Raw genomic sequence first — 22,173 nt, 5'->3', positions numbered from 1 at the left:
ACGTTCCGTAATGCGCTTAATGCGTTGTTTCGGCTCTCTGATCCACGTGGATAAGTGGATGAATAAAACAATCGAATAATCGAATTAAAACAGGGCGAGTTTTATCGTGGCGATAACCAGAAAAAACCTATTCGGTAAGCTAAATACCATCTTGTTTAAAGGCGTAGAGAGCGCCACAACGCTGTGTAAATTACGCGGTAACCCTTATGTTGAACTGGTGCACTGGTTAAATCAGATATATCAGCAGCAGGATAGCGATATTCGGCACATCATTCGGCACTTCGAGCTTGATGCGGAAATGCTGGAGCGTGATTTTTCTCAGGCGCTGACTCGCCTGCCTGCCGGGGCCAGCGCTATCTCTGATTTCTCCTATCACATTGAGCTGGCCATTGAGCGCTCGTGGGTATTTGCCAGCCTGGAATGCCATAACAATTGCATCCGCAGCGGCCATTTGCTGATTGCCCTGCTGACGACGATGGAGCTGCGCCGTGCGCTGTTCGCCATCTCTCCGGCGTTTGAAAAAATCCCTCTCGAATATTTAAGTAAGGATCTCGGGTACATCACCCGTGAGTCGGCGGAACAAAATGATTTAGCCGGTGGCGCAGCGGTGTCCGACGAGGCCGGGGTGCCTGGCGAAGCCAGCCACGCAATGGGCAGCGCTCAGGGCGGTGGGCTGGCGCAGTATTCTACCGATCTGACGGCGCTGGCGCGGGAAGGAAAAATTGATCCTGTGCTGGGGCGCGATAAAGAGATCAACACCATGGTCGATATCCTGCTGCGCCGTCGCCAGAATAACCCGCTGCTCACCGGTGAGGCCGGGGTAGGTAAAACTGCGGTTGTGGAGGGGCTTGCTCTGGCGATTGCGGCCGGGGATGTGCCGCCTTCCCTGCAAAAGGTTCGCCTGCTTACGCTGGATGTGGTTGCCCTTTCTGCAGGCGCCAGCATGAAAGGTGAGTTTGAAGCTCGCCTGAAAGCGGTGCTGGAAGAAGCGGTCAATTCGGCTGAGCCCGTTATTCTGTTTATTGACGAAGTTCATACGCTGGTGGGGGCTGGCGGTAACGCCGGAACCGGCGACGCCGCGAACCTGATGAAGCCGATGCTGGCCCGTGGTCAGCTGCGTACTATTGGCGCGACGACCTGGAGCGAATTTAAGCGTCATATTGAGAAAGATCCTGCGCTGACGCGCCGCTTCCAGGTTCTGCAGGTTGAAGAACCGTCAGAAGCGCTGGCGATTGCGATGGTGCGAGGCCTGCTGCCGGTGCTGGAGAAGCATCACGGCGTGTGGATCATGGATGAAGCTATTCGCGCCGCCGTCAGGCTCTCACACCGGTATATTCCGGCCCGCCAGCTGCCAGATAAAGCGATTAGCCTGCTGGATACCGCCTGTGCCAGGGTTGCCGTGGCCCAGCACGCGCCGCCGGCCGAGCTGCAGATGCTGAAGTTCCACAGCGAGTCGGCCCAGGCCGAGCTGTCGCTGCTGGAAAAAGCCATCGGCTTTGGCAAAGAGGACGATAAGCGCAGAGAGCCTATCCAGAACGCGATTTCTGAACATGCCGAAAACGCTAAGGTTCTGGACAGCCGCTGGAGTCAGGAATGCGAGTTAGTCTCCAGCATTATCGACACGCGTCAGCAGCTTCTTGCGGCCACGGTTGAAGATACCGAAGTATCAGAAACGGAAAAGGTGGCCTATCTGCAGCAGCGTTTAGGAGAGCTTGAAACCACGCTGAGCGAAATTCGCGGCGAGCAGCCGCTGGTGCAGGCCGAAGTGAATGCCGACGTGGTGGCTTCGATTGTGGCGAACTGGACGGGGATCCCGGTCGGGCAGGTGCTTAAAGATGACGTCAGCGCGGTGATGGAGCTGCCGCAGCGTTTGGCCGAGCGCGTTATCGGGCAGCAGTACGCGCTGGACTGCCTGAGCCAGAACATTCAGACCGCTCGCGCAGGGCTGGCGGATCCGAAAAAACCGTTTGGCGTCTTTATGCTGGTGGGGCCTTCCGGGGTGGGGAAAACTGAAACGGCTTTGGCCATTGCCAGCCAGCTGTATGGCGGTGAGCAAAACCTTATCACCATTAACATGAGCGAATACCAGGAAGCCCACACCGTCTCTTCCCTGAAGGGCTCACCTCCGGGCTACGTGGGCTACGGCGAGGGGGGCGTATTAACCGAGGCCGTCAGGCGTAAGCCCTACAGCGTCATTCTGCTGGATGAAGTGGAAAAGGCGCACTCAGACGTGCACGAATTGTTTTTCCAGGTCTTTGATAAAGGATCGATGGAAGACGGTGAAGGCCGGCAAATCGACTTCCGTAATACCATTATATTGCTAACAAGTAATACGGGGAGCGACATTATTAGCAGCGCTTGTGCGGATCCTGAAACCATGCCGGGCGAAGAAAGTTTGCTGAAGGTTATTCAGCCTGCTTTGCTGAAAGTCTTCCCGGCAGCATTTTTAGGTCGAGTTACCGTAATACCTTATTTACCGCTGGCAACGCCTTCACTCCAGCGCATTGTTAATATTCATCTTAATCGTATTGCCGAACGTGCTAAGGCGAATTATGACCTTGAATTAAGCTTCAGCGAAGAACTGGTGCAGCACGTTGTGGAGCAGTGCCCGGTGGCGGAAACCGGGGCAAGGATGCTAATCCGCTTTATTGAGAAAAACATTTTGCCGAAAATTGGCGTAGCTATCTTAAATTCGACTGGCGCAGCTGCTACACAAAATAAAAATGTGGCCATGCGTGTGGCTTATTCACATGAGAAAGGCATTGAACTTATCCATCAAACGGAGGAATTGCCGACGACGTAATTTAAGAAAGTTGCACCAGGAATTATGTATCTACTGTTTATAAAGTTTTTAATTACTGAAATATAGGGAATTATATCATGCGCAATTTTAAAATGACGCTGTGCGCCATGGCTTTGGCTGCGGTATCAACTTCTGCTCTGGCGGCGGATGAAACGCAGGGCACCGTCACCTTCAACGGTGAACTGATTGCCGAAACTTGCACCATCGCCAGCGATTCTGTCGATCGCCAGGTTCAGCTGCCAAAGGTGTCTATCCAGACCCTGAATGCCTCCGGCACAACCGCGGGTTCTAAAGGTTTTGATCTGAACGTTGAAAACTGCCCTACCGGCATCACTCAGGTGGCGGCGCACTTCGAAGCCGTCGGCAGCAGCGGCGTAAACAGCCAGACCGGTAACCTGACCAACAGCGCGACCACCGGTGCCGCAACCAAAGTTGAAGTTCGTCTGTACAACTCCGACGAGCAGCAGCTGAAGCTGGGCGAAACCGGTGCTCCGGCCCCTGTAACTGGCGGTAAAGCGACTATGCGTTACTACGGTGGTTACTATGCGACCGATGCCACTACCGCAGGTTTGGTTCAGGCGAAAGCTAGCTACACCCTGGCATACCCATAACAGGTTTGCTTCTAAATGAAGTGCGGGGCGAGCAATCGCCCCATTCTTAAAACCTGCTTTCATTATCAGGTAGATGTTATACGCGCAGGGCCGTGCTATGAAATATCAATATGCAATATTCTCAAAACTGGCAGCTTTATTTATCCTGCTGCTGGCCGTCTCCCAGTCGGCGTTTTCCGGGATGACGATATCCGGTACCCGGATTATATTTCCCGGCGGTGAAAGAGAGCAGACGGTGCGTACGACAAATAAAGGCCCGTCGCCTTTGCTGGTACAGGTTTGGGTCGATGATGGTGGTAAAAATGACGACATTAATAAGATAAAAGTTCCTTTTACCACTACGCCGCCCGTGTATCGCGTTGATCCGGGAAAAGGGCAAAGTATCCGTCTGATTTACAATGGCATGAATCTGCCTCAGGATCGTGAATCTGTATTTTGGTTCAATATGTTAGAGATTCCACCGATGAAAGAGGGGGCCAAAGAAACGGACCATCTGGAGCTGGCCTTCCGTACCCGAATTAAAATATTTTACCGTCCGTCGGTCTTGAAGAGCAGCAGCTCTCAGGAGATTGGTAAATTGACCTGGGAAAACCTGGGGGCAGGAAAAGGCATAAAAGTGAACAATCCTACGCCTTACCATTTCTCTTTTGATAGCGCATCGCTGATGTCCGGGACGGTAAAGCAGCCATTGGCAGTGGATATGATCGCGCCCTTTAGCAGCAAAGTATTTTTACCAGAAAATAAAGGTTCTGTATCGGGTGCTATTAGCGGTGCAGTCGTTCGTGTCATTAATGATTATGGCAGCGTAATTGAATATCGCTTAATTCCCGCCTCGGGAAATACCTTAACAATAGAAAGAAAGTTGCAATAAATTTCATCGGTTTTTCAACTGAGCCAGAAATGCTTTTTATTTAAGACCGGATAGCCACGCTTTGTGGTCAGGGAGTCAGGGACGTGAGACTAAAAGAAAGCAAGAAATATGCACGACGAGTCACGCGCGAATCGAAAGTCGCGTTTGCTGTTCGCCATATCCTTATGGCTTCTTTAGGAGCTAGCTTTTCCGTACTGGCTCAGGGAAATACCGCCAGCCTGCCGACCAGAAATGAACAGAGTTCTCGCCCGGAAAGCGTGAAATTTAACAGCGCCTTTATCCATGGGCAGAGCGTTGATGTCTCTCGGTATTTTGAAGGAAACCCTGCACCAGCCGGAGAATACAGCGTACAGGTTGCGGTCAATGGAGAAGGGCGGGGCCAGTACAAGGTTCTGTTCAAGGACGTAAACGGCAGCGTCGGGGCTGTGCCCTGTTTTAGCCAGGAGCAGCTGGGTCGAATGGGCATTAAAGTGTCACATAACCCGCTCGACGGCGCGGCGTATACCGCGGGAGACGGCGGAGACAAACAGTGTGCCACGCTTGACCGCTGGGTTGACGGAGCCAGCGCCAGCTATCAGCCCGGCGACTTCTATCTCGATTTGACGGTTCCCCAGGCCTCCACGGTTCAGTACCCAAGGGGCTATACCGACCCCAATACGTGGGATTCTGGCGTACCCATTGGATTGTTGGATTACAACTCCAACGTCTATGTGCAGCAGACTAACAACCGGTTTGACAGCAAAGACGGGCATTCCGTAAGCGGAAATCTTGGCATGCTGGCGGGACTTAACTTTTTCGACTGGCGGCTGCGTAAACGGTTCAATACCAGCTGGAGCAACGATCAGTCGTCCCACAGCCAGTCCCTGTTTACGTATCTTCAGCGCGATATCCCGGTGTTAAAAAGCCAGCTCACGCTGGGCGACAGCACAACCAGCGGCGATCTGTTTGACAGCATGACGGTGAGAGGCGTCCAGCTCCAGTCCGACGATCGTATGCTGCCGGATGGGCTTCGCTATTACACCCCGCTGGTGCGTGGCTTTGCGGAGACCAACGCCAAAGTTCAGGTCAGGCAGCGAGGGCAGGTCCTGTATGAAACGACCGTGCCACCTGGCGCGTTTGAACTGAGCGATATCGGGGCAATGGGCTATGGCGGCGATCTGCAGGTTACCGTGACCGAGGCTGACGGGCGCCAGAGAACCCAGATCGTACCGTTTTCCTCACCGCCGATGCTGCTTCACGATGGCGTATCACGCTTCGGCGTCGCCGTGGGCAAATTGAAGGATGACTCGCTGAAAGAAGAGCCGGGGCTGGCGCAGGGATTTTACCAGTACGGCATCGGCAACATGTACACGCTATACGGCGGCGGGCAGCTGGCCGATAACTACAGCGCGCTGGGGATTGGTCATGCCTTCAACACGCCGCTGGGCGGGGTTTCGATGGATATTACCCGCGCACGCAGTGAGCTTGGTAATGGCAGAGTCTCCACCGGGAATAGCTATAACGTTGGCTTCAGTAAATATCTGGATACGACGTCTACCGACGTTACGCTTGCGGCTTATCGCTACTCTTCGAAAGGGTTCTATAGCCTGAGGGACGCGGCGTTAGATCGCTATGGGGCTAAAAGCGATAATTTTATCGTCGATTACCGGACCAAAGAGCGCTTTACCGTGAGCGTCGGGCAGCCGCTGTGGAATGGCGCCAGGCTAAATTTGTCCGGCAATTTCTATAGCTACTGGGACGACAGGTCTTCCACCAGCCAGTACATGCTGTCGTACAACAAATCCGAGCGCTATTTCTCCTGGGCGGTGTCCGCGTCCCGGGCCTATAACAGCGACGGGGAGAATATCGATAGCGTGATGCTGTCCGTCAGCGTGCCGCTGGGCCGAGCGAGCATGACCAGCAAACCGCTGTTTAACTCGCTTTATTCCTCGGTCAGCCACGATAACCAGGGCGGCAGTGCGGTACAGATGAACGCCATTGGCAGCCAGGGCGAGCAAAACGAACTGAGCTACGGCGTCGGGACTTCCGTTAACAAAGCGAGAAACGCTGGGACGCGCAGCGCGTTCAACGGCAACGTGAACTACAACTCGCCGTTTGGCCAGTTCGGATCAACGGCCTCCGTCGGGAATAAATCGAACCAGCTCTCGCTCTCGGCCAACGGCAGTCTGGTGGCGCACCAGGGCGGGATCACTGCCGGACCTCGCCTGGGCGACTATCCGTTTGCCCTCGTTGAGGCGGACGGCGCCAAAGGCGCGAGAATGCTGAATGGCTATGGGTCGCAAATTGATGGCAATGGGTTTGCCATTGTGCCTTCGCTGACGCCTTACCGGGAAAATATTGTGGCGGTGAATACCCGCGGCCTGCCGGACACGGTAGACGTCCTGGAAAGCGAGAGCACGGTCATCCCGCGCATGGGTGCGGCGGTAAAAGTGAATGTGAAAACGCTCGTCGGTGAGCCGGTCGTATTGGTTGTGAAAGATAGCAAGGGTGAGCCGCTGCCAATCGGGATGGATGTTTACGATGAGCGTGACGCCAGCCTCGGCATTATTGGCCAGGGAGGCATGGCCTTTATTCGTGGCTGGCAGGCTGAGAAAAATAATCTGTATTTAAAAAGTGCTTCCGGTCAGCGACTTTGCACTATTTATTCCGATAGCAATATTGCCAATAAAATGAAGGGCGCGCGTGGCTCTATTACTCAGGTAGAGGTCTTATGTCATTGATGAATACTCTTGCCGGCGGGCGAGGCACTTTCCGTGGCCTGTGCTATGCGGCCCTGGTGGGCGCTCAGTTTTTCGCAGCGGCGAACGCCTGCTCAACGAATTGTTCGATAGATGTTTTCTTTACCGGTAATTACACCGATGAAACCTGCAATGTGGCGATCAATAACGCCAGCAGCAATGAAATTGTGACGCTCCCGCGTGTCGCCGTGGCCTCGCTTAGCCGCGACGGCAATGAGGCCGGCAGCGTTCCGTTCGATATTACGCTCAAGGATTGCCCGGCCAGCAGAACGATAACGGTATTTTTTAATAGCACCATTTCTGCAGCTGATACCGAAACGGGAAACTTAGTGAATAGCAGCGGAACGGACTTAAGCCGCGGCGTTCAAATTAGATTGCGTAAAGAAAATAGTTCGCAGGTCATTATTGATAGTGCTGATTCAGGGCAGGATTACGTTATTTCCGCCACGGCCGAACCATTGAGCCACAGATTTACAGCGAGCTATTACGCAAAAGGGAACTCGACCGTCACTGCGGGCCAGGTTCACGCCGTGGCGGGGGTCGAGCTTGTTTATAAATAACAGGGAGGCTTGCTGATTATTTGAACGTTAACCATCCGACAAGCGACGGTTTATCCATAAACGGTTATTAAAGAGTATTGACTACTATGAGCAAAAGCAACTCGCAAAAATTCATCGCACGAAACCGTGCTCCGCGCGTACAGATTGAGTATGACGTGGAAATTTATGGCAGTGAAAAGAAGATTGAACTGCCGTTTGTTATGGGCGTTCTGGCGGACTTGTCCGGCAAGCCACTTGAGCCGCTTCCCCCGGTCGCCGACAGAAAGTTCCTCAGCATCGACATCGATAACTTTGACGAGCGTATGAAGGCTATGCGCCCGCGCGTGGCGTTTGCAGTCCCGAATACCCTGACGGGCGAAGGACAGCTGATGGTTGATATGACCTTTGACAGCATGGACGATTTTGCCCCCGACGCCATTGCCCGCAAAGTCGATTCGTTATCCCAGCTGCTTGAAGCCAGAACCCAGCTTGCCAACCTGCAAACCTATATGGACGGTAAAGCCGGGGCGGAAAGCCTGGTCATGAAAGTGTTGAACGATAAGTCGCTGCTGAACACGCTGGCTTCGTCGCCAAAGCCAAAACAGGCTGATGAAGCCGCGTCCCAAAAGTGATGAAGAGAGATAATAATGGCTACTCAAGCAGAAACAAATAAACAGGCAGCCCCGCAGGCCGCCACCCAAAGCGACTTTAACGCTTTGCTGACCCGTGAATTTAAGCCAAAGTCCGATCAGGCGAAAACCGCGGTCGAAATTGCCGTAAAAACCCTGGCAGAGCAGGCGCTAAGCACCTCGATCACCATGGCCGATGACGCCTATAAAAACATTGCCGCGATCATCGCCGAGATCGACATGAAACTCTCCGAGCAGATCAACCTGATCCTGCATCACGAAGAGTTTCAGCGCCTCGAAAGCGCATGGCGCGGTTTGCATTATCTCGTCTACAACACGGAGACGGATGAAAAGCTGAAGCTGCGCTTTATGGACATCTCTAAAAACGATCTGCGCCGCAACATGAAGCGTTACAAAGGGATTGCCTGGGATCAGAGCCCGCTGTTCAAGCAAATCTACGAAGAAGAGTATGGCCAGCTTGGCGGCGAGCCCTACGGCTGCCTGGTGGCGGATTACCATTTCGACCACAGCGCGCCGGACGTAGATCTGCTCTCGTCCATCGGTAAAGTGGCGGCTTCTGCCCATATGCCATTTATTACCGGCGCGGCGCCGTCCGTTATGCAGATGGATTCCTGGCAGGAACTGGCTAACCCGCGCGATCTGACGAAAATCTTCACCCAAAACCTGGAATATGCGGCGTGGAACTCGCTGCGCCAGTCAGAAGATTCTCGTTACATCGGCCTGGCGATGCCGCGCTTCCTGGCGCGTTTGCCTTACGGCATCAATACCAATCCGGTGGATGATTTTAACTTCGAAGAAACCACCGACGGGGCCGATCACGGCAAATATGTGTGGTCTAACGCCGCTTATGCGATGGCGGTGAACATCAACCGTTCATTCAAACATTACGGCTGGTGCACCATGATCCGCGGCGTAGAAAGCGGCGGCGTGGTGGAGGATCTTCCGTGCCACACCTTCCCGACTGATGATGGCGGCGTGGACATGAAGTGCCCAACCGAAATTGCTATCTCTGACCGTCGTGAGGCCGAGCTGGCTAAAAACGGCTTTATTCCGCTGGTGCATCGCAAAAACACTGACTATGCGGCCTTTATTGGCGCCCAGTCGCTGCAGAAACCTTCCGAATATTACGATCCGGACGCAACGGCGAACGCCAATTTGTCCGCACGTCTGCCTTACCTGTTCGCCTGCTCGCGTTTTGCGCATTACCTGAAGTGTATCGTGCGCGACAAGATCGGCTCCTTCAAAGAGCGTGAAGATATGCAGCGCTGGTTGAACAACTGGGTCATGAACTATGTGGACGGTGACCCGGCAAACTCTTCTCAGGAAACGAAAGCTCGCCGCCCTCTGGCCGCGGCCGAAGTGGTGGTTGAGGATGTTGAAGGCAACCCGGGTTATTACCAGGCGAAGTTCTTCCTCCGTCCACACTTCCAGCTGGAAGGTTTGACGGTGTCACTGCGTATGGTAGCCAAATTACCTTCGCTGAAAGACGTTGCCTGATAAGGCAATTTAAAAATGGTTGTCTGATTCAGGCAATTTAAATAAAGAATAATCACTTCATTATTCTTTAAAGGTGCGGCCGCGCCGGGGATTCTTGCGCGCCGAAAATGTTGTAGAGAATTTTCATCATAATGAAATTGCTTCTACGACTTAATTTTAACGTTGCACACTGTGTGACACTCTTAAATGAGAGCTGAAAAGGAAATATTATGGCTCAGGATATGTTTATTAAAATTGATGGCATCGAAGGCGAGTCTCTGGATGCTACCCATAAAAATGAAATTGAAGTGCTCGCATGGCGTTGGGCCAGCTCACAGCACTCAAATATGCACAGCGGCTCCGGCGGCGGTTCCGGTAAAGCTACGGTGGACGATTTCTGCTTCGAGCACTATGTCGACAAGGCCAGCACCAACCTGCTGAGCTACTGTCTGTCCGGTAAGCACATCAAAGATATTCAGTTTGTTATTCGTAAAGCCGGTGGCGATCCGCTGGAATACCTGACGCTGAAATTCACCGATGTGATTATTACTCACGTTGAAACTGCGGGCTCCAGCGAAGACGAAACGCGTCCACGTGAGAAGGTGACCTTCGCCTTCACCAAACTCACTCAGGACTACGTGATGCAGAATGCAGAGGGCGCTAAATCCGGCGTTATCTCTACCAGCTACGACGTTAAAGCTAACCTGCGCAGCTAATACTGCCGGGTTATCAAGGGTTTTGCCGCTTCGGCGGCAAAACTTTCTCCAGGCGGGGGAGCGGGATATTTCCCTCCCTGCGCGGGTCGCGCGTTAATTCGACACACATCGTTCAGGAAATAAAGTGCGTGGATAGGGATATGTTTTGCAAAACAGAAATAAAGAATTGCCGGGTAGCGCTTGTGAAGTGTTTGCTGATTATTGGGCTGGGGACTTTGTTATTTTCCTGCAGCAGCAGTAACGATAAACAGCCTTCTGGCAGTGAAATAAAAATTAATCTGGTTGCAGACAAAGATATTAATCCTAACGATGGCGGCCATCCGGCACCGCTCAACATATTTATTTATAACGTCAAAGAGCGGGATGTTTTCACCAATGCCGATTTTTTTGAAATTGTAGAAGGAAATAATAAAACCCTGCAAACCGCTATATCAAAAGAGTACGAGGCCATCCTTCAGCCGGGTGAGTCGCGTAGCGTCACAATTAAGCCTGATGGTGACGGCAGAACCCTGGGGTTTATTGGTGCTTATCGTGACCTAAATAATGCTATCTGGCTGGCGACATGGACGCGACCGGAAAAGGAAACATCGTGGTGGCGGAACATGTTCAGCGACGACTCGCTGACCCTGCAGGCACATTTCCAAAAAACAGCAATTACAATTAAAAAAATGGATTAAACCATGAGAACAAATAAAGTCGTCTGGAGTGAAGGGCTGTTTTTGCGCCCGCAGCTTTTTCAACAGCAAGAACGCTACTTTGAATATTTTGCCCACAAAAGAGCGTCGACGCTCAGCCCTTTCTTTTGGGGGTTCTCGCAGTACGAAATCGATCGTGAGGCTTTGTCATACGGCAAACTGGTGCTGCGCGCCGCGCGCGGCGTCCTGCCCGACGGCACGCCGTTCGATGTCCCCGATCATGCCGATTTGCCTGAGCCGCTGACGATCCTGCCTGAACATCTGGGCAAAATGATCTATCTGGCGGTGCCGCTGCGTCTGGATAACAGCGATGAAACGATCTTCAGCCAGCATGACGCCAGCTCGCTGGCGCGTTTCCGCGCTCAGGAAGCCGAGCTCTGCGATACCAACGCCATTCGTCAGGGGCCAAAACCCGTACAGATTGCCCAACTGAGGCTCAAGCTGGTCTCTGAAACTGAAATGACCGAATCGTGGATTGGTCTTCCGCTGACGCGGGTGAAAGCGATTCAGCCAGACGGGAGCGTGCTGCTTCACACGGATGACTACATCCCGCCGGTGACCGGCTATGCGGCGAATCCTTTGCTGGGTGAGTGGCTGACGCACCTTAATGGTCTGGTAAAAATGCGTGCCGGCATGCTGGCTAATCGCCTCTCCTCCTCTGACGGCAAAGCCAGCGCCAGCGCCGAAATTGTTGATTACCTGCTGCTGCAGATCTTCAACAAGTACGAGCCGATTCTTGACCATTTACGCCACATACCCGAGCTACCGCCCATTGTGCTTTATGAAGAGCTGGCCAAGCTGGCAGGGGAGCTTTCGACCTTTGTTCGAACCAAAACGCGTCGGCCAAAACCGGCGCCGGGATACGATCATGCGCGGCTTTATCCCTCGATCCGCCCTCTGGTCGATGATGTACACGATTTGCTGAACCAGATTCTGGTTCGTGCGGGCCAGCTCATTGACCTGCAGGCGAAAGGCAACGGCGTTTGGGCGGCTTCCGTGCTGCCGAACGAGCTGCGTTCCTTCTCTAACCTGGTGCTGGCCGTTCACGCGCAGCTGCCGATGGATGTGCTGCATCAGCAGTTCCAGGCCCAGGCCAAAATCAGCGCGCCACAGCAGCTGCACGAGCTGGTGCGTTCCCACCTGCCGGGGCTGGTCCTGCAGGGGCTGCCGGTACCGCCGCGGCAGATTCCCTACAGCACCGGGTACGTGTATTTCGAGTTGCTTAAAAACGGACCTTTCTGGGAAAAAATCTCGGCAACCGGCGCGCTGGCGCTGCACGTTGCCGGTGAGTTCCCTGGCCTGAAAATGGAACTTTGGGGAATCCGGACCTGATGAAAGACGAGATTAATCAGCACGCTACGCCAACGCCGGGGGGCATGCAGGATGACGATACCTCTCCTCAGGCGCTGGGCCGTTTTCTTCTTGATGAGCAGGGGGACTGGATCCAGGAGCCGGAAGCCACGCCGACGGCTCAGGGCCGTGCCGGGGAAAATAGCGAGACCAGGACAGGCGATGACCGGGCGTTAAGAAGCGAAAGCGTTCAGCAGCGCATGATTAAGGTCAGCGCCGCTGAGAATCCGCTGCTTGAAGCCGCTCAGCCGCTGCTGCGTGCGCTGAGCGATATGCCGGAGCAGATTGGCGATTTAACGCACGTTGAGATCCTGAAAAATACGCTTAAGAGCCAGATTAATCTCTTCGGCATCGTCTGCGATGAAGTGAACATCCCGTGGAAAAAAATGGCGATAGTTCGCTATTGCCTGTGCACCGCGCTGGATGAAGCGGCACACACCGCGCCGTGGGGGCTCGAGGCGGGCTGGTCTCAGAGCAACCTGCTCAACCACTTTGAAGGGGATAACGATGGCGGGAACAAGTTCTTCCTGCTCATCGGTCGCCTGTCGATGAACCCGACCGAGTTTGCTGACGTCCTTGAGGTGCTGCTGCGCATCCTTGGCCTCGGCTTCGAGGGCCGATACAGCATCATTGAGGACGGGGATCGCCAGCTCACCAAGATCCGCCAGCGCCTGTTGACCCTGGTACAAAGCACGCGCAACACCACGCCGCCTGCATTGTCGCCGCACGGGCTTCAGCCTCATGGCCCGGCCCGGCGGGAAAGGCTGATTGTGCCTGTCCGGCTGACCGCGCTTTGCGCGGGCATTCTGGTGGCCTCGGCCTTTATCTGGTGTAAGTACTCGTTGCTGGTGAATAGCACGAGAATCATCAGCGATATCAATGCGATGAAGAACATTAAGGTCAGCGCGCCGCCGGTGAAAATGCGGCTCAGGCTGAGCGTTTTGCTCCGCAACGAAATTCAACGGCAGCTGCTCAGCGTCGATGAAACGCAAAAGCAAAGCAAAGTCGTGTTGAAGGGCGATTCCCTGTTCTTATCCGGCTCAACCAAAGTCCAGCCTGAGATGATCAACGTGATTGAACGCGTGGCCCGTGAAGTCCGTCGCGTTAACGGCGAGCTGGTGATTGTCGGCCACACCGACGCCACGCCGATCAGCCGGCCGGGCTTACCCAACAACGTAGTGCTTTCAGAAAAACGAGCCGCCGAAGTGGCCCGCTACTTTATTGAGGCGGGCGTGCCGGAGAGCAAAGTGAAAGTCGAAGGGGTGGGCAGCAGCCAGCCGGTGGCCTCTGATGCTACCGCTCAGGGACGGGCGAAGAATCGCCGCGTAGAGTTTTTTGTCACGTACTAACGAGAGCGACAATGTCTTATTTGAATAGAGTCTTCGCGGCGCGGTTTTTGAAGACGCTGCTGATTATGTGCTGTATCGGGCTATTGGTTGCCGCTATCTGGTTCCTGGGGCCATTCTTTGGGTTTGGCGAGTCGCGCCCGCTGCTTAGCGTTGAGTCACGCATTATTTTTATCCTGCTGGCGGCATTTTGTCTCGCCGGGATCTGGCTACGCTGGCCGGTCTTCATCATGGTGATTGCGGCACTTTGCGTGGTGGTCTGGGTGCTGGGGCCGTTCCTCCTGGTGGGCGAAAAACATCCGCTGGAGCCGGTGAGCATCAGGCTGATGGTCATTGCAGTTATGCTGTTTTTGGCGCTGCTTTACGGTCTGTGGTTGCTGCTGCTGGCGCTGAAAGACAACCCAAAACTGCTGGATAAACTCACCCGCGGCAAGACGTCTACGGTCGAAAATGATACGTCAGAAGCGGCTGCCGCCATTGGCAACGCCGTCGACTATGTGAACAAAAATCGCAGTACGCTCTCTTTTTTCCAGCGTGTGATTTTAGCGCGTAAGCCGCTCGATCTGCTGCCGTGGTACATGGTGCTCGGCACTGATGATGCCGGGAAAACCTCGGCGATTCTGGCTTCCGGACAGAACTTCCCGGTACCGGAGCAGCTTAATCAAGTGGGCAAATCCGCCGTGCAGACGCGTAACTGCAAATGCTGGTTCGCCAATGACGCCATCTATGTGGATACCGCAGGCAAGTACGTTAGTGACCCTGAGCAAAGCCTTGGTGAGTGGCGGGCCATACTCAAAGCGTTAAAAAAACACAGGCCGGTCAAAGCGCTGAATGGCGCCGTCGTCACTTTTTCCGCCGCCGATCTCCTGGGGCGAAGCACCGCCGAACTTTTTGAGCTGGCGGCGAGCCTGCGTGCCCGAATTGAGGATCTGCGCCAGACGCTGGGCGTGCGTTTCCCGGTTTATGTCCTCGTCACCAAACTCGATCAGCTTCCCGGTTTTGCCGAGTATTTCAGGATCCTGACCGAGCAGGAACGTGAGCAGGTCTGGGGCGTGACTTTCCCTTACGGCGAGGCGCGCACCGAGCCTGTATCCGAGCTGAGCGGGCAAATCAGAGACGAGCTGGCCCTGCTGGAAGAGAGGATCGAGCGTGACATGATCGTTCGTCAACAGGAAGAGTACGATAACCGCGATCGCAAAAAAATGTATGCCCTGCCGCAGGACTTCCATTTGCTCTCCGGCCTGGTGGCGGATGTGGTGCATAACATCTTCTTTGCCTCCCGCTACAACGAGTCGCAGAGCTATACCCTGCTGCGCGGGATCTATTTCTGTAGCAGCCATCAGCCGGTCGACTTTAGCCTGGTGAATAACCAAAGCATCATGCGCAAGTGGTTCAACTACGTGGAGCATAAAACGCCGCCGGTGATGGCCACCCTGATTGCGCAGCCAAAAGACAGGGACTTCCTGATAAGCGACGTTTCATACGGGCGTCAGTACTTCCTTAAGCAGTTGTTCAGTGACGTGATCGTCAAAGACAAAGACCTGGCGCGCCATAACCTGGCGAATGAATCGAAGTTCCGTTTACAGCGTTTGCTGGGCCACACGCTTAGCGTTGTTATCGCCTTTATTCTGCTGAATGGCTTCTACAACAGCTACGGGAACAACAGCGAATACCTCGCCGAGGTAAAGAGCCGGGTTGCCGTTTTGGGCGGTGAGGTCAATCGATTCGTCAGCTCGGCAAACGATAATTTGCTGCCGCGTACCTTAATGCTGGCGCAGTCTCTGCCGGAGTATGGCTCTCTCGACGTCTTTAACCCGACCCTCGACTGGCGCTATGGCTTGTACACCGGCACGGATGTGGTTGAGGCCTCGGGTTCGCTGTACCAGTATTTCCTGCAGCGTCTGCTGCTGCCGCAGATTGAACAGCAGGCCACGCTGGCGTTACAGGAAGCGGTTGATGGCGGAAAACCTGAACGTATCTATGACCAGCTGAAGCTGTATCTGCAGGTTTTTGGACAGGGCAAATTCGATCGTCAGTCTCTGACGGAGAGCATCACTAACCTGTGGGAGGCTCGCGGTAAGCTTCAGCCTTACGAAGAGCGCCAGATCTTTGTTTCCCATCTGAGAAATCTGCTTTCTTCTCCGGATTGGCGCCGCTATGGCCAGCCCGCTGACGACGGGCTGGTGAAATATGCGCGCGCCATACTGCAGCGTCAGGACCTGGCCAGCCGGCTGTATGAGCGTCTCAAAGACGCCGCCGCTCAGGATGCGCCTGCTGATTTAACGCTCAGTGACATGGCGAAGTCGCGCAGCGGTGAGCTTTTCTCCGTTATTGATGAACACGCTGAAATCGCCATTCCCGGTTTATTTACCCGTTCGGGTTACTACGACGTGTTTAAAAAAAAAATGGATCCAGGCCTGATGTGGCTGGAGCGTGAGGATGCCTGGGTGTCCGGGAATGGGGAAGAGCAGGGCAGCCAGGAGGCAAAGCCGCAGGTAAAAATGGCCGGCAACGGCGTGCTGGTTAATCCCATACAGCAGCAGGTTCTGGCGCTCTATCTCGATGAGTACACGCGGCACTGGCAGGATTTTCTCAGCAATATTCGTATCAAAACGGACGTACTGCCGCTGGGCTACGGTAGCGCGGGAGTGGCGGCAGATATTTATATGCTGCGGGCGCTGAGCGCCTCTGATTCTCCGCTGGCAAGCCTGGTGACCCTGGCGGTGCGGGAAACGACGCTGGTCGGGAAAGAGGATAAATCGCTGCTCGATAACGTCCCGAATAAAGGACGGATCCTGAATGCCGCCGCTAAGGTCAGCCTGGCCTATGCCGCGATGGAAAAAAAGCTGCTGCGGGAGCGGGTGGATGACCACTTTTCTCCACTACGCGAGTTTGTGACCGGCAGCCGTGAACCGGCTGAAGGAGAGCGTGACGCGGGGCCGGGGGCGGAGCTGAGCAAGCTGCTTGGCGCGTTAAGCGAGCAGTACACGCTGTTCGTTATTTACGATGATGCGCTGAAGAACGGTAATGCCGTGGCGTTATCCGGCACGGCCAGAAAAATCGGCGCAGAGTCGCAAACCTGGCCCGATCCGTTACCCAATGTGATTGCCCCTCTGCTGGACGGGGCATGGACGCGGGCCAACCAGGAAGCCATCGCCAAAAGCAGCGAAGGGATAGATGAAAATCTGGGGCGCGTTTGCCGCGCAACTTTGCAGGGGCGTTACCCGTTTGCCTGGAGCCAGCGTGACGTAAAACCGTCTGATTTCGAACGCTTCTTTGCCGCTGGTGGCCTGGTGGATGAGTACTTCAAAAAGAACCTGGCGGACAAGGTGGATACCTCTTCTCATCCGTGGCGCTTTAAGGGTGACGTCGAGGGCAACGAAGACACTCTGGAGGTGTTTGAGCAGGCCGCTGAGATTCGCGACGCGTTCTTCCAGTCTGAAGGCGGGCGCAAACTTTCCCTCACCTTCGACATTGCTGTGCCTTATTTGGATCCGGCCATTACGCAGCTGAACATGAATTTTGACGGCAAACAGGTGAGCTATGCCCACTGGCCGGTTGCCCCTGTATCTCTCGCCTGGCCTGCCTCGCGCATGACGTCAAGGGTCAGCATCAATGCGACTCCACGCGTGACGGCGGGAACCTCGTCCCTGAGCTTCAGCGGGCCGTGGGCGTTATTCCGCTGGATGGACAGCGCCGACGATATGGTAGCCAGCGAAGGTGATGACACGGTGCTGGTTTATAAGCTGGATTCGCGACGGGCAAATATTCAGGTTTCAGGCCTGACCTATAAAGACATCCCCGTCCGGGATCTCTTAAAAGCGTTTCGCTGCCCCGGAGACGCATAGCCGTCTCCACCATTCGCCAGAGGAAAATATGTTGCTACGCCTGTATTTACTTGTCGATGAGTCGCGGGCTGGCCTGTTTCGCAGAAGAGGGAAAAAGCAGCGAGAGGTGCGCTCCATTATTACCCAACAGATTCTGCCGGGCATTGGCTCCTCATTACCGGACGACTATTTACCTGAGCACTATCCGTGGTCGTTTGTTATTTCGTCACCTTCGTCGCGAGGGCACGACGCTTATTGCGGTGCTTTTATGCTGCGGCCTGGAAAAGGAGGCGTTCCCTCGCTGGTCATTATTTATGGCGAAGCGCCCTGGCCGTGGCTGAAGAAAAATTTGCAGGATGAATGTCCACTGCCCTTTTGGGCATCAAGGATTTTAAACAATGTGCCCGATAGCGACGTGGCCGGGCAAAACTGGCGCCCGCTGTGGCAGTGGGTTAAAGCGCTGAGGCGAGCGTATTCGCCGCTCTGGGAGAAGCTGGTGCTGACGCCAGCCTGGCAGTTCAAAAATCATTCTCAGGTGTTACTCAGGGAGGGGTCACAGGAAGATTATCGCATTCATAACCGTGATGGTGTTGAGGCTATGCCGTGGAAGAACTGGCCCGACTGTATTGAGCAGGAGGCGGGTATCTGGATTTGGCGGCAAAGCCGGCACAGAAAAATAGTGGATTCTCAGAGGATCCCTTTACGACGCGCTGAGGCTAAACCGCCCGACGCATCCTTCTAAGTTATTGACAACGCATCGGGTGATTACATGTCACGCACTATTAGATTAAGCAGCCCGGCGATGCCTGTGCTGCTTGGGGAACCCGCGCTGGTTATCTCGAAGCTGGAAGGGGAAGAGTCACTTTCCTCCCTCTACAGCTACGCGATTACCGCTAAAACGCCAGCCAATCCCCAAATACCCTGGCAGTCAGCTTCTAATGTCGACCTGAAGTCGCTGATTGGTAAAGAGATGACGGTTCATATTGAACTCGACGGGAATGGGTTGGGAGACGTTCACGGTGTCGGTCAGGAGATTCGTGAAATTTCCGGCATGGTTCAGCGTGCCCGCTATGTTGGCCGCGACGGCTATCAGGCGTTGTATGAAGTTATTATTCGCCCCTGGCTGCACCTCGCTGAGCTGACGGCTGACTTTAAAATTTTCCAGCAGAAATCGGTGGTGACCATTATCGATGAGGTGCTGGGCGACTATAACTTCCCGTTTGAGAAGCGCCTTGCAGGGAATTATCCGCTTCTCGATTTCCAGGTTCAGTATGGCGAAACGGATTTCAATTTTATTGAACGCCTGATGGAAGAGTGGGGAATCTATTGGTTCTTCGAGCATAGCGAGGGCAGCCATAAGCTGATCCTCGTGGATAACGTGGGCGCGCATAAGCGATTCTCCAGCGAGGCTTATCACGTTATTCAGTACGCTTCAGACCGTCCAAAAATGGATCAGGAATACGTCAGCCAGTTCCATTTCCAGGAGACCATTACTTCCGGGAAATGGGTAACGAATGACTACGACTTCACCAAATCACGTGCCGATATCATGGCGCTGGACAGCAAACCGCGGAAGACCAGCTTCAACCAGATGGAGATCTTCCACTGGCCGGGAGATTACGAACAGCCGAGCATCGGGGAGCAGCTTGCGCGCGTCCGCATGGAAGAGCGTGGCGCCTTAGGCTCCCGCTGTGAAGGTTCCGGTGAACTTCGTGGGATTGTCTGCGGCTGCGACTTTGAGCTTGTTAACTATCCCGTTGAAAAGGCCAACCGTGAGTACATGGTGCTGCGTAGCCATTTACTGGTTGAGGAAATCGATCAGCTCTCGTCGCACGATGAATTCCTCTATAGCTGTAACTTTACCGTTCAGCCGACGACCAAGATTTATCGTCACCCGATGACGGTGGCGAGGCCAAAAACCAGCGGTCCACAAACGGCTATCGTCGTTGGCCCTCCGGGGGAAGAGATCTGGACCGATGAATATGGCCGGGTAAAAGTCCGTTTTCTTTGGGATCGCTACGGCAAAAACCGTGAGTCGGACTCCTGCTGGCTGCGAGTGAGCCAGGCCTGGGCCGGCAACAATTTCGGTGGGATTTACATTCCCCGCATTGGTCACGAAGTGATTGTTGATTTTATCAATGGCGATCCTGACAGGCCGCTTATCACCGGCAGCCTCTACAACAACGTCACCATGCCGCCCTGGGATCTCCCGGTTAACGCCACCCAGAGCGGGCTGGTTAGCCGGACCGTAGGCGGCGGTCGCAGCAATTTTAACGGGATCCGTTTTGAGGATAAGCCGGGGCTGGAGCAGTACTGGGAGCAGGCTGAACGCAACATGAGCCGCCTGACGAAACAGAACGAAGACCAGACCATAGGCATGAACTCTAACGTGAATGTTGGCCTGTCGCGCAACCTCTTTGTCGGGGCCAACTACATGTCTGACGTTATCGGGAACAGCAGCGCCATTATCGGTGCGGCGCTGGCAATCCAGGTGGGCGGCAGCCAAAGCGACAATGTTTTAGGGGCAAAAGGCATCAACGTCGGCGGCGCATTTATGACTGCCGTTGGGGGCTACCATTCGCTTTCCGTTGGGGGCGCACATCAGGTCAACGTAGGCGGTTACCATTCCCTGGCCGTTGGGGGCGCGAGCACCATGGTGGCCGGCGGGGCGATGACGCTTTCCGCGGGGGGCGAGCTGGTTATTTCCGCGAAGAAAATCAAAATCGTCGGCTCAGACCAGGTGATTATCCAGGGCGGCGAAGTGGATATTAACCCTGGCGACTGCGGTGACAACTGCGGAGGCGGCGGAGGCGGTGGTGGGGGCGGCGGCATGATTGGTTTGCCGGGGCTGCCGGCTATTACGGCTCTGTTTGGCGTGGTTATTCCTTTACCACCGCTGCCAACGCCAGAGCCGCCGCCGCCAACGATAACGCCAACTCAACCGCCGACGGAAACCCCAACGGAGACGCCGACGGAAACGCCAACGGAGACACCGACGGAAACCCCAACGGAAACGCCGACGGAAACGCCAACGGAAACGCCGACGGAAACACCAACGGAGACGCCAACGGAAACACCAACGGAGACACCGACGGAAACCCCAACGGAGACACCGACGGAAACCCCAACGGAGACGCCGACGGAAACGCCAACGGAGACACCGACGGAAACGCCAACGGAAACGCCGACGGAAACGCCGACGGAGACACCGACGGAAACGCCGACGGAAACGCCGACGGAAACGCCAACGGAGACGCCAACGGAGACGCCAACGGAGACGCCAACGGAGACGCCAACGGAGACGCCGACGGAAACGCCAACAGAGACACCGACGGAAACGCCGACGGGAAGTGAAACAATAGAGCCTTAACATTCAAATGATTACGGCGGTGGTCCGTTTGCCTCCGCCCTGACTGTTTTATTAAGGAGAGCGAACGATGCAAAACGCAGGACGAGTAGGCGATGCGACCGCGCATGGCGGAGCATTATGCAGTGGATCGGGTGACGTCTATATCAACGGATTGCCGGCGGCAATGGCTGGTATGAGCGTCGCGCCTTGTGCTTTGGGGCACGGGGCGGCCCCCGTAGCGACAGGCTCCGGGTCGGTCTTTATCAACGGTTTACCGGCAGCGCGCCTGGGGGACGTGACCGGCTGCGGCGCGGTTGTCGCCACCGGTTCCGGCGATGTCTACATAGGCTAAGCCGTGAATATTCACTTTGAATGGCCTGCTTCACGCCCGCCTGTCGCGCTGCCCAGAAACCTGACGGCCGAGACGGCTGCCGTGTTTGATGTAGCCAGTGGCTGTTTCGGCATCCATAACGCCCATTCCGGGCAGGATGCCGTCATCTTCTACTGGCATCTGGCAAGACCGGTGATGTTAAGCCTTTGCTTGCACCATGTGTGCCTGCTTGATGGCTGCGAAGTGGCCTATGGGTGCAGCCAGCCGCTGAACGATAAAAGCCAGCTGCAGCTAGGCCACTTCAAACTGGGCTTTGTCAGCCAGGACAGCACTGACGTCGATGAGCAAACTTTCTATCGGCTGATTTACCCCGGCGGGGCATGGCAGTCTGCGAATAAGGTGCCTGAGGTTGAAGATATCCTGCCCAACGGCGGGCATTACATCAACGACTTACGCTATTTCAATGACGTTATCCTCGCGCAGGCCAGGGGCAATGATGTGCTGAAAACGCTTGAGGTTGAATACAAGCGTTTTCTCATCTGGCGCGAGCAGGATGGCGGCTATTCAGGTGGAATGGCTCAGCACGCCGATTACATCATCAAAACGGATCTTCGATTTGATGATGTCAACGCGCAAATCAAAGGCAAGACGCTGACCGAATGTATTGTTGCTAAAGATTTTCTCATGGAGAAGGTGTGGCCTGAGCTGGAACGCGGCGAAGCGGCGGATGACATTTTTAGCGAGGAGGAAAAAACCGACTTGCTGCTTGCCCTGTCGCCCGAGCACATTGCGGCCAAAGGAAAAAATACGGTGCCTGAGCTGGTATTTCAGGACTTCAACAAAGTGGGTCTGGACTCTTATTACTAATAAA

16 protein-coding genes are annotated in these 22,173 nt (G+C 54.7%); all 16 read left to right on the top strand.

Annotated features, from left to right (window positions below; translation table 11 throughout):
* The first annotated feature begins 106 nt into the window (after window positions 1–106).
* The 16 genes from tssH (at window position 107) to F3J28_RS12405 (ending at window position 22,169) form a co-directional block, all read left to right on the top strand.
* Entirely contained in the window at window positions 107–2,803 is a 2,697-nt protein-coding gene (tssH, locus tag F3J28_RS12480) for a type VI secretion system ATPase TssH (RefSeq protein ID WP_166876316.1), read from the top strand.
* A 77-nt stretch (window positions 2,804–2,880) separates the two neighbouring features.
* Window positions 2,881–3,414: a fimbrial protein gene (locus tag F3J28_RS12475; protein WP_166866564.1), complete on the top strand. Its 534-nt coding sequence runs from the start codon at window positions 2,881–2,883 to the stop codon at window positions 3,412–3,414.
* 115 nt (window positions 3,415–3,529) lie between these two features.
* Window positions 3,530–4,285, top strand: coding sequence for a fimbria/pilus periplasmic chaperone (locus F3J28_RS12470; protein ID WP_502706906.1), 756 nt, complete (start codon window positions 3,530–3,532; stop codon window positions 4,283–4,285).
* Window positions 4,286–4,368: 83 nt separating this feature from the next.
* Window positions 4,369–7,005 carry a fimbria/pilus outer membrane usher protein gene (locus F3J28_RS12465; RefSeq protein ID WP_166876309.1) on the top strand — a complete coding sequence of 879 codons (2,637 nt, stop codon included), beginning with the start codon at window positions 4,369–4,371 and terminating at the stop codon, window positions 7,003–7,005.
* Window positions 6,996–7,583, top strand: coding sequence for a fimbrial protein (locus F3J28_RS12460; RefSeq protein ID WP_166876306.1), 588 nt, complete (start codon window positions 6,996–6,998; stop codon window positions 7,581–7,583). The genes F3J28_RS12465 and F3J28_RS12460 overlap by 10 nt, the downstream gene beginning before the upstream one ends.
* 86 nt (window positions 7,584–7,669) lie before the next feature.
* Complete coding sequence (gene tssB / locus F3J28_RS12455; protein ID WP_008454368.1) at window positions 7,670–8,194, top strand: type VI secretion system contractile sheath small subunit; 525 nt, start codon at window positions 7,670–7,672, stop codon at window positions 8,192–8,194.
* 15 nt (window positions 8,195–8,209) lie between these two features.
* A complete protein-coding gene (gene tssC / locus F3J28_RS12450; protein ID WP_008454369.1) occupies window positions 8,210–9,709 on the top strand; it encodes a type VI secretion system contractile sheath large subunit in 1,500 nt (499 codons plus the stop codon).
* A 209-nt stretch (window positions 9,710–9,918) separates the two neighbouring features.
* Window positions 9,919–10,404, top strand: a complete 486-nt coding sequence (locus F3J28_RS12445; RefSeq protein ID WP_008454370.1) for an Hcp family type VI secretion system effector — start codon at window positions 9,919–9,921, stop codon at window positions 10,402–10,404.
* 140 nt (window positions 10,405–10,544) lie between these two features.
* The gene (gene tssJ, locus F3J28_RS12440; RefSeq protein ID WP_166876303.1) at window positions 10,545–11,081 is read left to right on the top strand and encodes a type VI secretion system lipoprotein TssJ; all 537 of its coding nucleotides are present in this window, start codon (window positions 10,545–10,547) and stop codon (window positions 11,079–11,081) included.
* Window positions 11,082–11,084: 3 nt separating this feature from the next.
* A complete protein-coding gene (gene tssK, locus F3J28_RS12435) occupies window positions 11,085–12,431 on the top strand; it encodes a type VI secretion system baseplate subunit TssK (RefSeq protein WP_166866556.1) in 1,347 nt (448 codons plus the stop codon).
* A complete protein-coding gene (tssL, locus tag F3J28_RS12430) occupies window positions 12,431–13,798 on the top strand; it encodes a type VI secretion system protein TssL, long form (protein ID WP_166876300.1) in 1,368 nt (455 codons plus the stop codon). Before tssK ends, tssL begins: the two co-directional genes overlap by 1 nt.
* An 11-nt stretch (window positions 13,799–13,809) precedes the next feature.
* Window positions 13,810–17,643 (top strand): type VI secretion system membrane subunit TssM, encoded by a 3,834-nt coding sequence (gene tssM, locus F3J28_RS12425; RefSeq protein WP_166876296.1) that lies wholly within the window; start codon window positions 13,810–13,812, stop codon window positions 17,641–17,643.
* Window positions 17,644–17,671: 28 nt separating this feature from the next.
* Window positions 17,672–18,364 (top strand): hypothetical protein, encoded by a 693-nt coding sequence (locus F3J28_RS12420; protein WP_008454376.1) that lies wholly within the window; start codon window positions 17,672–17,674, stop codon window positions 18,362–18,364.
* 27 nt (window positions 18,365–18,391) lie between these two features.
* Complete coding sequence (locus F3J28_RS12415; RefSeq protein WP_166876292.1) at window positions 18,392–20,992, top strand: type VI secretion system Vgr family protein; 2,601 nt, start codon at window positions 18,392–18,394, stop codon at window positions 20,990–20,992.
* 67 nt (window positions 20,993–21,059) lie between these two features.
* Window positions 21,060–21,323, top strand: coding sequence for a PAAR domain-containing protein (locus tag F3J28_RS12410; protein WP_008454379.1), 264 nt, complete (start codon window positions 21,060–21,062; stop codon window positions 21,321–21,323).
* Between the two features lie 3 nt (window positions 21,324–21,326).
* Window positions 21,327–22,169 carry a TagK domain-containing protein gene (locus tag F3J28_RS12405; protein ID WP_166876289.1) on the top strand — a complete coding sequence of 281 codons (843 nt, stop codon included), beginning with the start codon at window positions 21,327–21,329 and terminating at the stop codon, window positions 22,167–22,169.
* Window positions 22,170–22,173 lie beyond the last annotated feature (4 nt).

Source organism: Enterobacter sp. Ap-1006, assembly GCF_011752835.1.
In the GTDB taxonomy this organism is placed as follows: Bacteria; Pseudomonadota; Gammaproteobacteria; order Enterobacterales; family Enterobacteriaceae; genus Cedecea.
Note: the sequence above shows the minus strand (reverse complement) of the source record. Positions and strands in the feature narration are given on the sequence as shown.

Coding starts and splice junctions, on each gene's coding strand:
- F3J28_RS12475 (WP_166866564.1), top strand. CDS start 2,881: ATGCGCAATTTTAAAATGACGCTGTGCGCCATGGCTTTGGCTGCGGTA.
- F3J28_RS12460 (WP_166876306.1), top strand. CDS start 6,996: ATGTCATTGATGAATACTCTTGCCGGCGGGCGAGGCACTTTCCGTGGC.
- tssB (WP_008454368.1), top strand. CDS start 7,670: ATGAGCAAAAGCAACTCGCAAAAATTCATCGCACGAAACCGTGCTCCG.
- tssC (WP_008454369.1), top strand. CDS start 8,210: ATGGCTACTCAAGCAGAAACAAATAAACAGGCAGCCCCGCAGGCCGCC.
- F3J28_RS12445 (WP_008454370.1), top strand. CDS start 9,919: ATGGCTCAGGATATGTTTATTAAAATTGATGGCATCGAAGGCGAGTCT.
- tssJ (WP_166876303.1), top strand. CDS start 10,545: ATGTTTTGCAAAACAGAAATAAAGAATTGCCGGGTAGCGCTTGTGAAG.
- tssK (WP_166866556.1), top strand. CDS start 11,085: ATGAGAACAAATAAAGTCGTCTGGAGTGAAGGGCTGTTTTTGCGCCCG.
- tssL (WP_166876300.1), top strand. CDS start 12,431: ATGAAAGACGAGATTAATCAGCACGCTACGCCAACGCCGGGGGGCATG.
- tssM (WP_166876296.1), top strand. CDS start 13,810: ATGTCTTATTTGAATAGAGTCTTCGCGGCGCGGTTTTTGAAGACGCTG.
- F3J28_RS12420 (WP_008454376.1), top strand. CDS start 17,672: ATGTTGCTACGCCTGTATTTACTTGTCGATGAGTCGCGGGCTGGCCTG.
- F3J28_RS12415 (WP_166876292.1), top strand. CDS start 18,392: ATGTCACGCACTATTAGATTAAGCAGCCCGGCGATGCCTGTGCTGCTT.
- F3J28_RS12410 (WP_008454379.1), top strand. CDS start 21,060: ATGCAAAACGCAGGACGAGTAGGCGATGCGACCGCGCATGGCGGAGCA.